General features: G+C 55.4%; 11 protein-coding genes. 4 read left to right on the top strand and 7 right to left on the bottom strand.

The features are described from left to right. Nucleotides 1-27: 27 nt before the first annotated feature. Nucleotides 28-1,521, bottom strand: coding sequence for a dGTPase (dgt, locus tag ACP3TC_RS17285; protein ID WP_426816909.1), 1,494 nt, complete (start codon nt 1,519-1,521; stop codon nt 28-30). A gap of 97 nt (nt 1,522-1,618) precedes the next feature. Here dgt and mtnN point away from each other — a divergent pair, with 97 nt between their 5' ends. The 3 genes from mtnN to ACP3TC_RS17300 all read left to right on the top strand — a co-directional run bounded on the left by mtnN (nt 1,619) and on the right by ACP3TC_RS17300 (nt 3,502). Continuing rightward, the gene (gene mtnN, locus ACP3TC_RS17290) at nt 1,619-2,314 is read left to right on the top strand and encodes a 5'-methylthioadenosine/S-adenosylhomocysteine nucleosidase (protein ID WP_426816910.1); all 696 of its coding nucleotides are present in this window, start codon (nt 1,619-1,621) and stop codon (nt 2,312-2,314) included. After that, nucleotides 2,307-3,101, top strand: a complete 795-nt coding sequence (btuF, locus tag ACP3TC_RS17295) for a vitamin B12 ABC transporter substrate-binding protein BtuF (RefSeq protein ID WP_426816911.1) — start codon at nt 2,307-2,309, stop codon at nt 3,099-3,101. The genes mtnN and btuF overlap by 8 nt, the downstream gene beginning before the upstream one ends. 146 nt (nt 3,102-3,247) lie before the next feature. After that, the gene (locus tag ACP3TC_RS17300; protein WP_313855842.1) at nt 3,248-3,502 is read left to right on the top strand and encodes a hypothetical protein; all 255 of its coding nucleotides are present in this window, start codon (nt 3,248-3,250) and stop codon (nt 3,500-3,502) included. 41 nt (nt 3,503-3,543) lie between these two features. Here ACP3TC_RS17300 and erpA read toward each other — a convergent pair whose 3' ends face one another. Next, nucleotides 3,544-3,891: an iron-sulfur cluster insertion protein ErpA gene (erpA, locus tag ACP3TC_RS17305; protein WP_313855841.1), complete on the bottom strand. Its 348-nt coding sequence runs from the start codon at nt 3,889-3,891 to the stop codon at nt 3,544-3,546. A 242-nt stretch (nt 3,892-4,133) separates the two neighbouring features. On the opposite strand from erpA, the gene hemL reads away from it, so the two are divergent. After that, nucleotides 4,134-5,414 (top strand): glutamate-1-semialdehyde 2,1-aminomutase, encoded by a 1,281-nt coding sequence (gene hemL, locus ACP3TC_RS17310; RefSeq protein ID WP_426816912.1) that lies wholly within the window; start codon nt 4,134-4,136, stop codon nt 5,412-5,414. 117 nt (nt 5,415-5,531) lie between these two features. On the opposite strand, the gene fhuB is transcribed toward hemL, so the two are convergent. From fhuB to hrpB, 5 genes are all read right to left on the bottom strand, one after another. Further along, nucleotides 5,532-7,514 (bottom strand): Fe(3+)-hydroxamate ABC transporter permease FhuB, encoded by a 1,983-nt coding sequence (gene fhuB, locus ACP3TC_RS17315; protein ID WP_426816913.1) that lies wholly within the window; start codon nt 7,512-7,514, stop codon nt 5,532-5,534. Further along, entirely contained in the window at nt 7,511-8,389 is an 879-nt protein-coding gene (fhuD, locus tag ACP3TC_RS17320; protein ID WP_313855837.1) for a Fe(3+)-hydroxamate ABC transporter substrate-binding protein FhuD, read from the bottom strand. The genes fhuB and fhuD overlap by 4 nt, the downstream gene beginning before the upstream one ends. A gap of 15 nt (nt 8,390-8,404) precedes the next feature. Then, nucleotides 8,405-9,199, bottom strand: a complete 795-nt coding sequence (gene fhuC / locus ACP3TC_RS17325; protein WP_313855836.1) for a Fe3+-hydroxamate ABC transporter ATP-binding protein FhuC — start codon at nt 9,197-9,199, stop codon at nt 8,405-8,407. Between the two features lie 237 nt (nt 9,200-9,436). Beyond that, on the bottom strand, nt 9,437-11,953 hold the full coding sequence (gene mrcB, locus ACP3TC_RS17330; protein ID WP_426818293.1) for a bifunctional glycosyl transferase/transpeptidase: 2,517 nt from the start codon (nt 11,951-11,953) through the stop codon (nt 9,437-9,439). A 107-nt stretch (nt 11,954-12,060) separates the two neighbouring features. Then, a complete protein-coding gene (gene hrpB, locus ACP3TC_RS17335; RefSeq protein WP_426816914.1) occupies nt 12,061-14,505 on the bottom strand; it encodes an ATP-dependent helicase HrpB in 2,445 nt (814 codons plus the stop codon). Nucleotides 14,506-14,595: the final 90 nt, after the last annotated feature.

The raw sequence follows: 14,595 nt of genomic DNA on the forward strand, positions 1-14,595 counted from the left end.
ATCTTTACAAAACTCGTCAGCCCAGCCTTATTCCACCGCCATCAGTCGACGATATTCATCCCACGCATACAGATCGGTCATACCACTAATATAATCCTGCATCAGGCGGGCGCGATAATAACGTTCCCATAACAGCCGCTGATAGTTATGTTCCACCGTGATAGTGCGCATTTTTTGCTGGTAGGCTTTTCGGTGCTTTCCGGAAAGTTTATGAAACAAGCGCGTTTCAATCGGGCGGCCTTTAAGAAAGTCGTCATTCACCAGCGTGGTAAAATCTTCGTAGTTCAGCTCCAGCAAGGGCTTATATATATCCAGCAGGCCCTTCATCACCCGATATCCCTGCAACTCCAGCTGTTCCACTTCCGAATGATTAAATACATGCTTGCGGGCTACCGCTTTGAAAATTGCCAGCAGTCGCCCTTCTTCACCGTCATCCTCTAACAATGCATGATTAAAGTTTCCGGCAAAGATAGCCTCAAGGTTTTCAATAAAGCGTTTCACCGCATAGCTGACTAATACATTCTGCACGCTGACGCGTAACGACATAAAAAACTGATCGCTCTGACTGCGAAAACGCCCGTTGCCATTTGCCGTCGCCCACGCATAACCCACCGTTCGGCTAAAAGCATCATCGGGTTTTGCTTTACCCCACGCCTGTTCAAGATATTCATACAGCGCGTCGACATTAAAGATATCTTTTTCCACCGCATCATCCAAATCGGCAATGCAATAAGAGATATCGTCAGCGGCTTCCATTATATAAGTCAGCGGAAACCGATGGTGTTCATCAATTTGCGTAGCGGCTCGCAGCTCGGCAATATAATCCTGCTCCGACAGGTAAAAGCCGGGCTTTTTCATCAGCGTGGTAAATTCAGCCGGCTTATCGCCCTGCCACCAGGCGGGAGCGGTATATTTTAAAATACAGGCGACCTGAGAATAAGTAAGATTCAGTTGCAGCAGCGTGTGCACCAGCCGGATAGCCTGCGCATTACCTTCGAAATGGCAGAGATCCTGACGGATGATGCCATTCAGCTGGCTAAATGCTTTCATCTGCTCATCACTGAATACGCCTGCAACCTGCGCATCGACCAGCTCAGCGGGTAAATTATCGTCAAACCAGTCGTTTATCGCCGATTCACCAAAATGGCCAAACGGTGGATTACCCACGTCATGCAGCAGACAGGACATCTCAACCAGACTCTCAAACGCCCCGGCAAAATCGGCTAAACCATATTTCTCCAGCCCACCGCTCAATTTCAGCGTCTCAATAATCTCTTTGGCGATATAGCGCCCGGTCTGCTGAACTTCCAGCGAATGCGTCAGGCGCGAACGCACGGCAGCATTACGTTCCAGCGGAAACACCTGGGTTTTCTGCTGCAAGCGGCGAATAGCGGCAGAGTTAATAATCCGCCCACGATCGCTTTCAAAGTGGCGGGTAATATTATATTCACCCACCGGTTCGTCATGGTTATTGTATGGCCGCTGAAAACTGATTTTCTTCCTGAAATTAATCTCTGCCATAAATCCCCTCACCTGATGCGTGAATACATTGAATCCAACCATGTTAAACTATGCATCAGTTTAAGCGATTAATTCCACCATATTAGCGAGTATCACTATGAAAGCAGGCATCATTGGGGCAATGGAGCAGGAAGTTACCTTGCTGCGTGACAAGATTGAGAACCGTCAAACGCTGACGCTGGCTGGTTGTGAGATCTATACCGGCACACTGAATGGCGTTGAAGTGGCGCTGCTGAAATCTGGCATCGGCAAAGTGTCGGCCGCGATGGGCACCGCTCTGCTGCTTGAGCTGTGTAAACCTGACTTCGTCATCAATACCGGCTCCGCTGGCGGTCTGGCACCGACGCTGAAAGTTGGCGACATCGTAGTTTCTGATGAAGTGCGCTATCACGATGCTGACGTCACCGCTTTCGGCTACGAGTTTGGTCAGATGGCTGGTTGCCCGGCAGCCTTTACCGCCGATAAGAAACTGATTGCCGCTGCTGAAAGCTGCATCGCCGAGCTGAATCTAAACGCGGTGCGTGGGCTGGTCGTCAGTGGTGATGCCTTTATTAATGGTGCCGAACCGCTGGCGCGCATTCGCAGCACATTCCCGCAGGCCATTGCGGTGGAAATGGAAGCAACGGCTATCGGCCATGTGTGCCATCAATTCAACACGCCGTTTGTGGTGATCCGCGCCATTTCAGACGTAGCCGATCAGGAATCTCATCTGAGCTTTGATGAATTCCTGGTGGTGGCTGCACAACAGTCTTCACTGATGGTAGAAACCCTGCTGAATAATCTGCGTGGCTAAGCGGATTATCACCCTGCTGATGCTGCTGATGCTGCCTGTTGCAGTATTGGCAGCAAACGCTCCCCGGGTTATTACGCTGGCTCCACATCTCACCGAGCTGGCTTTTGCTGCCGGTATTACGCCGGTGGCCGTCAGTGCATACTCCGATTATCCCGTCGAGGCACGTCAGATTGAGCAGGTTGCCAACTGGCAGGGAATCAACATTGAGCGCATTCTGGCGCTGAAGCCGGATGTGGTGCTGGCATGGCGCGGCGGCAATCCGCAGCGGCAGATTGCCCAGCTGCAGGCTTTAGGGATCAACATCGTCTGGCTGGATCCGCAAACCATCGAGGCGGTGATCGCGGCCATCCGGCAGCTGGCACCGTGGAGCAGTGATCCGCAGCAGGCACAACAGCATGCCGACCAGCTGCAGGCGCGCTTTACTGCACTGCGCCAACGCTATCCGCAGCCACAGCAGAAAACGGTATTTTTACAGTTTGGCCTGCAACCGCTGTTTACTGCGTCACAGGCAACATTACAAAACCAAATTTTGCAGCTGTGCGGCGGTCACAATATTTTTGCCGACAGTAAAGTACCCTGGCCACAGGTCAGTCGCGAGCAAGTGCTGATGCGCCATCCGCAAGCTATAGTGATCGCTGGCAATGCCAAAAGCAGCGCGGCGGTAACGCAATTCTGGCAGCCCCAACTTGCCGTTCCGGTTATCGCATTAGATGATGACTGGTTCAGCCGCGCGGGTCCGCGTATAATCCTTGCTGCTGAGCAGCTCTGCGCAGCATTGCAACATTAAAAAGCTGTTCGGTTAAGACCGGAAAATCCGGCTAAAGAAACAGCAAAACCTGCCGTTATTAAATCAGTACCGTTAAGAGATGTTGTTATCTCCTGACGCTTTCAGGTGCGTGTTTGCGCGCCATATACATCAGGAAACTCAGTAACATGAAGGCCATTATTCTGGCCACCGGCATGTTGATGGTTAACACACTCAGTGCCGCCACCACCAGTGGCAGTATTGGCGTACGGTTAACCATCGCTTCACCTTGCCAGGTGAACAGCCCTGCCAGTGATAGTCAAACCCGGCCGCAAATTGATTGCGGACAACGTGCATCGGCACAACCTAAGGTGAGCGAAAGCGTGTTAAGCAAGGATGCGAAAACTCAGCAGGAACAACGGCTGATCACCGTGGAATGGTAAGCAGAAAGGGCGAAGCATTATTCGCCCTTTTTTTTTTCAGCTTAGATACTGAAAGATGAACCACAGCCGCAGGTGGTTTTAGCGTTAGGGTTGGTCACAATAAAACGTGAGCCTTCCAGGCCTTCGGTGTAGTCAACCGAGCCACCAACCAGGTATTGCAGGCTCATCGGGTCAACCACCAGCGACACACCAGACTTCTCAATGGTCATATCACCATCATTGATTTTATCATCGAAGGTAAAACCATACTGGAAACCGCTGCATCCACCGCCGGTAATATACACACGCAGTTTCAGGTCCGGGTTATCTTCATCGGAAATCAGGTTTTTCACCTTGCTGGCTGCTGCATCAGTAAATTGCAGAGGCAGTACTGCTACATCGTCGCTCATTTAAATACTCCAGTAATGCGTTCAGGCTGATGCCTGTCAGGTCATTCTACCCAAAGATATCGTTGACCATAGCTTTTGTTATTATCTAATAGCCTGGTATCGCAATCAAGTATTGGCACTCTGTGCTCAGACAACAAAATCATCAGCAATGACATCAATCGTGCGACTTGCCTTTCAACGGATCGCCATGTTCCCTTAGAATGGTAATGATTTTTTCTAACGTACGATCCAGGAGCCGATCCATGAGTAAGTCTGAAAACCTGTATGCCCAGGCACAAAAGTTAATTCCCGGTGGGGTTAACTCTCCGGTGCGCGCATTCACCGGTGTCGGCGGCGTACCGCTTTTCATCGAGCGAGCGAACGGCGCTTACCTTTATGATGCTGATGGTAAAGCCTATGTCGACTACGTAGGATCCTGGGGACCGATGGTACTGGGTCATAACCATCCGGCAATTCGCGAGGCGGTTATCGAAGCGGCCGAACGCGGCCTGAGCTTCGGCGCACCGACCGAGATGGAAGTAAAAATGGCCGAGCTGGTGTGTAAGCTGGTGCCAACCATGGATATGGTACGCATGGTGAACTCCGGTACTGAAGCGACCATGAGCGCCATTCGTCTGGCACGCGGTTTCACCCATCGCGATAAAATTATCAAATTCGAAGGTTGCTATCACGGTCATGCCGACTGCCTGTTAGTCAAAGCGGGCTCCGGCGCGCTGACTCTCGGCCAGCCTAACTCTCCGGGCGTACCGGCTGATTTCGCTAAGCATACCCTGACCTGCACCTATAACGATCTCGCTTCGGTACGCGCGGCATTTGAACAATATCCGCAGGATATTGCCTGTATTATCGTCGAGCCGGTCGCCGGCAATATGAACTGCATTCCGCCACAGGCAGATTTCCTGCCTGGCCTGCGTGCGCTTTGCGATGAGTTCGGCGCGCTGCTGATTATTGATGAAGTGATGACCGGTTTCCGCGTGGCGCTGGCGGGTGCACAGGCACATTATGGCGTTAAGCCGGATCTGACCTGCCTCGGTAAAATCATCGGCGGCGGTATGCCGGTCGGCGCATTTGGTGGCCGTCGTGAAGTGATGGATGCGCTGGCACCAACCGGTCCGGTTTACCAGGCAGGCACGCTGTCCGGAAACCCAATCGCCATGGCTGCGGGCTTTGCCTGCCTGAGTGAAATTGCCAAACCCGGCACGCATCAAAAGCTGACCGCGCTGACCACCCAACTGGCCGACGGCCTGCTGGCCGCCGCGAAAGCAGAAAATATTCCGTTGGTGGTTAATCACGTAGGTGGGATGTTTGGTCTGTTCTTTACCGATGCCGAAACGGTTACCAGCTATCAGGATGTCACCCGATGCGACGTTGAGCGCTTTAAAAAATTCTTCCATCTGATGCTGGAAGAAGGCGTTTACCTCGCGCCTTCAGCATTTGAAGCCGGCTTTATGTCACTGGCTCACAGTGAAGAAGATATCCAGCATACCCTTGATGCTGCGCAGCGGAGCTTCGCTAAGCTGTAATTCTGGTCGGCGATATCGTCCATTACCGTGTTTCAGCAGAGGCGGCGTTTTCGCCGCCTCTGCTGAAGATTGACACTCGGCAAGTCATTGAGAGGGCAGCCGTTTTCGCTTCACCCTCTAGCGGCTCTTACGCAGCAGATAAACAAAATAAGGCGCGCCAAAGAAGGTCGCCAACAGCCCGGCCGGAATTTGATCCGGGAATGACATCATCCGTCCGCACCAGTCAGCAAATACCATGAGTATTCCCCCTAACAGCGCAGTGATCACCAGCTGCGGCAGCGCGCGACGGAAGCCCAGCATTCGTGCCATGTGTGGGGCCATCAGGCCAACAAAGCTAAGCGGGCCGATGGTAAGCGTTGCCGCCGCCGTCAGCGCTGCCGCCAGCAGTAATAAAGCCAGACGCGAAGGCGTTAATGCCATGCCGACCGCACGCGCTGTCGCGCCCCCCAACGGCAGAATAGTCAGCCAGCGCGTGGCTAACGGTGCCAGCGCAATCAATATCACGGCAATCATCCCAGTCCGCAACGCCTGAGGGCCATCAACCTGATAAGTCGAACCGGAAATCCACGTCAGCAGGCTAGCCATGCGAGGATCGCCACTGGCCAGCAACAGCATCAGCAGCATGGTAAAGGCGGTGCTTAGCGCCATTCCCGCCAACAGCATACGCTCCGGAGAGAATCCCCCGCGCCCTGCAGCCAGCATAATGACCATCAGGGTCACCGCAGCACCAAGGCTGCCGGCAGGCAGTAACCAGCCAAAAGCATCGCCCGGCACCAGAAACAGCATCATCACCACGCCAAAGGCGGCCCCGGAACTGATGCCTAAAACCTCCGGGCTGGCCATGGGATTACCGGTCAACCGCTGAATCACGCAGCCGGCCACGCCAAGCATCATCCCGGCAGCCAGTGCTGCACCCACGCGCGGTGCGCGCCACGGCTGTAATTGCTGCCAGAGGTCGCCACTGGCCCATACCCAGCCCAAGGCATCACGCCCGAACGACAGCGCCACGGCGATCAACAGCAGCAGCAGGCCGACGCCCGCCAGTGCCCACCACAGCACTTGCTGACGCTCAACAGGGACATTATCGCCCTGATTCATTGCCGGCGGCACCGAGCCGGTACGCAGCCGTGGCAGTAGCCACAGCAACAGCGGCGCACCTATCACCGCCGTAGCGGTACCGGTCGAAACCTCACGCCAGACATCGGTCAGCCAGCTGACGCTTTGATCCGCCAGCCACAACAGCAGCGCACCAATCAACGGTGCCAACAGCAGACGGCTAATCAGACGGCGCGCACCCAGCATCCGTGCCAGCAGTGGCGCAAACAGGCCGATAAATCCAACGATCCCTACCGTATTTACCAGCTGAGCGCTAAGCAGAATCGCCAGCAGCAGCGCGGCTAACCGCGCCAGAGACAATGCCAGACCGAGATTTTTCGCTACGCCGTCATCCAGCCCCATCAGCGTCATCGGGCGCAGCAGCAGAAGCGCCAGCGCAAAGGCAAGCAGCAATCTTGGCCACAGCGTGATGACGTTGCTCCAGTCCTGTTGATTTAATGCACCGGTGCCCCACAAAAACATATTTTGCAGTTGATCATGATTGAAGATGGCGATGATCTGATTGACCGCACCACAGTACAGACTCATCACCAGCCCGGCGAGAATCAGCGTGACCGGTGACAGACGCTTGCCCCACGCAATACCGAACACCACCAGCCCGATCAGAATCGCACCGCCCATTGCGGCCATTTGCTGCGTTAACAACCCACCCGGCAAGCTCCACAATGTAACAACGGTAATCCCCAGCTGCGCTCCGGAGGCCACGCCGAGAGTCGTCGGTTCTGCCAGTGGATTACGCAATACCTGCTGGAACAGCAAACCGGCCAGTCCAAGCCCTGCACCAACCAGCAACGAGATTGCCAGCCTCGGCAGCAGGCTGTAATGAAACAGCATCTGATCGAGGTTATCGATATCCGGCTGGCGCAGCGCCATCCGCCATTGCGCCATCGGCAGATGGCTGGCGAGGTTATATAGAGTTAACACCAGCGTGAGAATAAACAGGCCCGCCAGCAGCGTAACCGGGAACAATTTGCGTGATGTCATGACGCCTCCAGCGCACTGTCGAGGGTATGACAGAAATGCTGAGCAGTCAGCGTTGCGCCATAGAACCACACCGCCGGTACCCGCTTAAAACGCTGCTGGCGAACAAACGGTAAAGAGCGCCACAGCGCGGTCGAGGTGACTTGCTCCATCATCAGGTCGTTGCCGTGGTCGAAACAGATGGCATCGGCATCTTTAATCGTTGCCAGCCGCTCAATCCCAATTACCGCGCTGCCCCAGAAATTAGTTTCGCCTTGCCAGGCATTTTCAATGCCCAGCTCATCAAGCACTTCCTGAAACAGGCTGCCTTTGCCAAACACAATCGCATGGCGAGTGTCGAGAATCGACATCAACAGTAGCGGTTTAGTGGCCCGAGGAGCCAGTCTGGCGCGCATTTGCAGCATAAAGCGATCAAATTCTGCCAGATGCTGATGGCCGCGGGATTCGATACCCAGCTCCTTTGCCAGCTTTATCAGCGAGTGACGAGCGGAAGTCAGCGGTTTACCATCACCCTCGTTGAAACTGAAACCTATCCCCGGCGCAATGCGCTCAAGTTTATCCGGCGATGGGCCATAACCCTGAGAATAGAGAATTAATGACGGTTTAAGCTGCGTCAGCAGCTCGAGGTTAGGCTCGGTGCGTAATCCAAGATCGATAGTATTGGCCGGTAATTCCGGCTTACCCACCCACAGCTGATAATTATGGATTTCCGCCACGCCCATTGGTGGTACGCCGAGCGCCATCATCAGCTCGACCGGCAGCCACTCCAGCGCAACCACGCGCCGGATATCGGGAAGCCCGGCGCGAGCCGGTAAATTGAGTAATACAGGGGAGAGCGCCATTGCGGTTAATAAACGGCGGCGAAGTTTATCCGGCATCAGAACATCCTGTAATCAGTAAACAAAGCTCACCGGCGCACCGCCTTGCGGATGCGGCAGAATGCCCATAGGAATGCCGTAAATCTTCTCCAGCACGTCACCCTGCATAATCGCCTGAGGTTCACCCTGCGCAATGACTTCACCGCCACGCAGCGCCACCAGGTAATCGCAGTAGCGCGCCGCCATATTGATATCGTGCAGCACCGCAATCACCGTCAGGCCACGCTGATGACTTAAGCGCTGAATCAGCGCCAGCACATCAACCTGATGAGCGATATCCAGCGCCGACGTCGGCTCATCCAGCAACAGGCAGCGGCTGTTCTGTGCCACCAGCATGGCGATCCACGCGCGCTGACGCTCTCCGCCAGAGAGGCTGTCTACCAGCCGCTGCGCGAAAGGTTTTAATCCCACCAGCGCGATAGCCTCTTCGACACGTTCACGATCTTCCACACCGTAACGACCCAACGCGCCATGCCAGGGATAGCGACCAATTGCCACCAGTTCACGCACCGTCATGCCCTCGGCAGCCGGAAGCTGTTGAGGCAGATAGGCGACTTCGCGAGCAAAAGCTTTGCTGTTCCACTCAGCCACCGCGGTATTATTCAGTAATACCTGCCCCTCACTGGCCGCGTGATGGCGGCCAAGCATTTTAAGTAGCGTCGATTTACCGGAACCATTGTGGCCAATCAGCCCGGTGACTTTTCCGGCAGGAAAGGTCAGTGACAAAGGGTGTAACAGCGTACGGCCAGGAACGGTGAAGCTGACGTTATCAAGCCGGAAGGTTGTGTCCTGTTGTTGCTGAGATTGCATGATTATCTTCAAGATTGGCGGGAGCAGCGAGCCGCGTCCGGTTAAACATTAAATGCGGAATGTAAACGATAATTATTATTATGCAGCTCGGATAATATGCGAAACGAATGAAGCTCTGCAACAAAAATCCAGCAGGGACGCGGTTGCCGGCTGATTGCCGGTGAAAAAAAAGGCGGCGAAAACGCCGCCTCAGTGAGGGTGAGGGTAAAGGTGGCGTTTCCACCACCGCGATCAACGCTATTTACCGAACATATCCTTAATCCAGCCGGCTACGCCGTCGCTGTCTTTCTGCTCTTGCTGTTGCTGCTGTTCTTGTTGCTGCTGCTGCTGAACCTGCTGCAGTTGCTGCTGTTGCTGCTGGCAAAGCGCATTTGCATCGGTGGTCCACACCGGCAGCGTACGCCAGTTGCTGCTACCGGTGTCACAGACGAAATTACCGGCAGAGTCGATATTCATCGGGGCGATATCTTCCGGCGGCGTCAGACTAAGCGGCATCGGTGCCTGATTTTCCAGGTAGTGACGATAGATCTGCATCGCACCGGAAGAACCGTACAGTTTCGTCGTCTGGTTGTTATCGCGACCAATCCAGGTAATCGCCACTTCTTTACCGTCGATACCGGCAAACCAGCTGTCGACCTGATTGTTGGTCGTACCGGTTTTCGCCGCAAGATTTGCACTCGGGAACTTCGCGCCAAGCGCACGGGCGGTTCCGCGTGCCGCAACCTGTTGCATAGTGTACAGCGTCAGATAAGCCGCCTGCGCCGGTTCAGTACGCTCCGCCTGCGGGAAGCTTTGATACAGCACTGAGCCATCTTCAGCAATCACTGAACGCAACGCCGAGAGCTGAGCACGATTACCGCCACTGGCAATAGTCTGGAACGCCTGCGCGACTTCAATCGGCGTCAGGTTCAACGCGCCGAGCAGCATCGCCGGAACCGGATGCAGCTGGTCTTTCGGCACACCCAGTTTGGTCCAGGTTTCGGTCACTGCTGGCAAGCCCAATGACATGCCGAGGTTCACCGTCGGCACGTTCATCGAACGGGTTAACGCATCCACCAGCATCACCTGACCACTGAACTGACGATCGTCATTCTGCGGCTTCCAGACCTGACCATTCGGCTGTTTAAGCGCTAATGGCTGATCGGCAATCCAGGTGTTCAGGCGATATTTATCCGGCTGGCTTAATGCTGTCAGATAGGTCGCCGGTTTAGCCAGCGAGCCGATGGAACGGCGCGCCTGCAGCGCACGGTTGTAACCGGCATACTGCGGATCGGCACCGCCGACCATCGCGCGAACTTCGCCACTGAAGCGATCAACGATCACCATCGCCGTTTCAAGATCCTTCACGCCGCGTTGTTTACGCAACGCCGGAATCCCCTCTTCCACCGCTTTTTCCGCCGCGTCCTGCGATACGGAATCCAGCGTGGTGAAGATCTTCACGCCGGAAAGATCTTTTACCTTGTCACCCAGCTTCTGCTGCAGTTCATTACGCACCATCTGCATAAAGGCTGGCTGTGGAGTAATTACGCCGCCTTTCGGCTGCACGCCGAGCGGACGGGCGCTGAGCATTTCATACAGCTCCTGGTCGATAACCTTCTGCTGCTGCAACAAACGCAGTACCAGGTTACGACGTTCCAACGCCAGCTTAGGATTACGCCATGGATTGTACAGCGACGCCCCTTTTACCATGCCCACCAGCAGCGCCTGCTGATCGAGGCTCAGCTCATCCACCGGACGGCCAAAGTAGTAGAGACTGGCCAGCGGGAAGCCGCGAATCTGATCGCTGCCACTCTGCCCGAGGTACACCTCGTTAAGATACAGCTCAAGGATACGATCCTTGCTGTAACGCGCGTCCATAATCAGCGCCATATAGGCTTCATTCGCCTTACGCCACAGTGAACGCTCGTTGGTCAGGAACAGGTTTTTCACCAGCTGCTGCGTCAGAGTACTGCCGCCCTGCACCGCGCGACCGGCGGTAATATTGGCGAGAAATGCACGGCCAATCGAGTAGAAACTGATGCCATCATGCTGATAGAAATGACGGTCTTCGGTAGCGACCAGCGTATCAACCAGTAGATCCGGGAAGCCAGCGCGCGGTACAAACAGGCGCTGTTCACCGTTTGGCGATTGCAGCATGGTGATCAAACGAGGATCGAGGCGGAAAAAGCCAAAATCACGACCACTGTCGAGGTTCTTGATTTCGCTCAGCGTGCCATTACTGAATGACAGACGTGCGCGAATCTGACCCTCTTTACTGTCCGGAAAATCAAACGGACGACGGATCATCTCAATGCTGTTGCCCTGCACGGTAAACTCGCCGGGACGCGTCATGCGCGTAACCTGACGATACTGCGTGCCTTCAAGCAGTGCTACCATCTCCTGCTTGTTATAGGACATGCCCGGTTCAAGACTGACCATACGGCCATACACCGTTGCCGGCAGCTGCCAGACTTTGCCATCAATGCGGCTGCGAATTTGCGAGTCGAGCCAGACGCCGTAAATCGCCATCAGCACAATGATGACCAGCAGCAGCTTAATAATTAACCCCAGCCAGCCTCTTTTCTTACGTGCTGAACGCCCTTTTGCTTTACGTGGCACCGATTCTGTCTCCTCGTAGTCATCATCAGTATCATCCTGATAATCATCGTAATCTTCATTATATTCGTCTTCCCTGCGGCGACCTTTTGCCGGCTTACGCGGCGGTTTAGGCTGTTTGCCTTTGCGCCCGATAGGTTCGCGATCGTTGCCAGACATTCGTTTCATTTCTCCAGGGATTGCCGTCGGCAAGGCCGACTACTCTGTTCTTACTCTGCATTTCGGAAAAGTGGAACCTTCCGAAATAGCTACTCTTAAACGGCCGCTCAGGACGGCGGGGAAAACTTTTTGACGCGACGCGTGGGTAGCGTATTGGCTGGATCGTCCGGCCACAGATGTTTTGGATAGCGCCCTTTCATCTCTTTCTGCACCTGCGGATAAGCACCGCGCCAGAAGCCCGCTAAATCGCGGGTAATTTGCAGCGGTCGCTGAGCGGGAGACAACAGCTCCAGCACCAGTGGCACACGCCCTTCGGCAACGCAGGGATTTTGCGCCTCACCAAACATCTCCTGCAGGCGCACCGCCAGCACCGGCGGTAAAACTGCATCATAGCGTAACGGCAGCCGACTTCCGGTCGGCACAGTGTAATGAGTTGGCAGCACAGTATCCAGCCGCTGACGCTGAGACCATGTCAGTAATTGTAATAATGCGTTGGCCAGATTGATGTTGCGCAGCCCTTTCAGATCGCGTACGCCGGTCATCACTGGCAACAACCAGCGCTCCAGCGAGTCGAGCAGGCTTTGATCATCGCAGGCCAGCCAGGATTCTTGCGGCAGCCACTGAGCGGCACAGGCTAAACGCATCCGCAGCTGCTGCGCATCCGGCGTCCAGTTGAGCACGCTGAGACCTTTTTCACGAATCCAGTTCAGCATCGCCGGATGCAGCTCCTCGGGTTCAGGCCGGGCCTGCGGCTGCGCTTTCAGTATTAGTGAGCCAATCTGCTCACGTCGCCAGGCGCGTAGCGTGCCTTTCTCTTCATCCCACTCTACTGCGGTGACTGACTCAACCCGCTCAGGACACTGGCGGATCAGTAAATCAATATCAACCGGCAAAGCGTGTAAAATGCGCGCATCGGCTTGCAGGCTGCCCTGTAACAGCAGCGGAGCAATCAGCCATTCGTAGCGCGTCAGCGCGTGATCGTCATCCAGCAACGCGCCAATGCCGTTCGCTAACTGATAGCGCCCATGCTGGCCGCGACGTCGTGCCAGGCGATCGGGAAAAGCCGCCATCAGTAATGGCGCAATACCGTCGATGTTTGCTGGCGCATCGCGGGCACCCAGTCGCTTTTGTAACTGACGGGCACGCCGCTGCCAGTGCGGCTGCACGCGCTGAAAACAGTCACGCAAATCGCCGCTGCCGTGACGCGGCGGCTCTTCGAGAATCGCCACCAACAGCGCCGCAGTCGCGATCTGCTCAGCGGAACTGCCGGCATCAATCAACAGTGCCGCCAGCCGCGGATCGCTGCCAAGCTGCGCCATCTTGCGCCCTTTCTCATTCAGCCTGCCCTGTTGATCAGTAGCACCGAGCTGTTGCAATAATCGCGCCGCCGCACGCAAAGCAGGTTCAGGCGGGCGATCGAGCCAGTTCAGCTGATCAATATCATTGCAGCCCCACTGCAATACATCGAGCCATAACGCCGACAGATCGCTTTGCAATATTTCAGCGTCGCCGTGCGTTGCCGCGCGCTCTGCCTGCTCTTTACCCAACAGATGCAGACACAGGCCGGGTTCAAGCCGTCCTGCGCGTCCGGCACGCTGGGTCATTGATGCCTGGCTGATGCGCTGCGTCTGTAAACGGGTCAGCCCGCTGCGCAGATCAAAACTGGCCATCCGCTCCAGCCCGCTATCTACCACCAGCCGGATACCTTCGATGGTTAAACTGGTTTCAGCGATATTAGTTGCCAGCACCACTTTGCGCCGCCCCGCTGCGGCAGGCAGGATCGCGCGCTGCTGCTCGCTCAACGGTAAAGCACCGTACAGCGGGCAGAGATCGACATCACGGCTTACCCGCTCTTCCAGCAGCGTTTTGATGCGCTGGATTTCGCCAACCCCGGGTAAAAACAGCAACAGCGATCCACTTTCATCACGCAGGAGCTGCGTGACCTCCCGCGCCACCGCATCGTCAAAGCGCAGATGAGTTGCCAGTGCGACATAGCGCCGCTCTACCGGGAAACTGCGGCCCTCAGAGATAATCACCGGAGCATCGGGTAACAGCGCGCTGAGCCGCTGATTGTCGAGGGTGGCTGACATCAGCAGAATTTTTAAGTCGTCGCGTAAACCTTGTTGTACATCGAGCAGCAGCGCCAGTGCCAGATCGGCCTGCAAGCTGCGCTCGTGAAATTCATCAAGAATAACCAGCGAGACCCCTTCCAGCATCGGATCCTGCTGCAACATCCGGCTGAGAATCCCTTCGGTAACCACCTCCAGCCGGGTCTTTGGGCCAACCCGCGTTTCCGCACGCATGCGGTAACCCACGGTTTCACCCGGCTGCTGATTTAGCTGTTCGGCCAACCGCTGTGCCACATTGCGCGCCGCCAGTCGCCGCGGTTCCAGCAGCAAAATGCGCCCGCTAAAATCCGTCTGATGCAGAATTTGCAGCGGCAGCCAGGTGGATTTACCCGCGCCGGTAGGGGCGACCAGTAACACCTGCGGTGCCTGCTGTAGTGCGGCTAACAGCTGCGGCAGTACCGCACTGACCGGTAATGAACTCACAGGAAAACTCCGTAATAACGTGGTCTTATAGCCAACACAAATGCAGCCTGAAGGATGACGGGTATATAATGGCAGGCATTGTAGCATTCA

The sequence above is a fragment of the Winslowiella sp. 2C04 genome, assembly GCF_050037805.1.
GTDB classification, from domain to species: Bacteria; Pseudomonadota; Gammaproteobacteria; order Enterobacterales; family Enterobacteriaceae; genus Erwinia; species Erwinia toletana_A.

Bases quoted from the DNA above. Each gene is read 5' to 3' on its own strand.
- dgt (WP_426816909.1), bottom strand. From the start codon at position 1,521: ATGGCAGAGATTAATTTCAGGAAGAAAATCAGTTTTCAGCGGCCATAC.
- mtnN (WP_426816910.1), top strand. From the start codon at position 1,619: ATGAAAGCAGGCATCATTGGGGCAATGGAGCAGGAAGTTACCTTGCTG.
- ACP3TC_RS17300 (WP_313855842.1), top strand. From the start codon at position 3,248: ATGAAGGCCATTATTCTGGCCACCGGCATGTTGATGGTTAACACACTC.
- erpA (WP_313855841.1), bottom strand. From the start codon at position 3,891: ATGAGCGACGATGTAGCAGTACTGCCTCTGCAATTTACTGATGCAGCA.
- hemL (WP_426816912.1), top strand. From the start codon at position 4,134: ATGAGTAAGTCTGAAAACCTGTATGCCCAGGCACAAAAGTTAATTCCC.
- fhuB (WP_426816913.1), bottom strand. From the start codon at position 7,514: ATGACATCACGCAAATTGTTCCCGGTTACGCTGCTGGCGGGCCTGTTT.
- fhuD (WP_313855837.1), bottom strand. From the start codon at position 8,389: ATGCCGGATAAACTTCGCCGCCGTTTATTAACCGCAATGGCGCTCTCC.
- fhuC (WP_313855836.1), bottom strand. From the start codon at position 9,199: ATGCAATCTCAGCAACAACAGGACACAACCTTCCGGCTTGATAACGTC.
- mrcB (WP_426818293.1), bottom strand. From the start codon at position 11,953: ATGTCTGGCAACGATCGCGAACCTATCGGGCGCAAAGGCAAACAGCCT.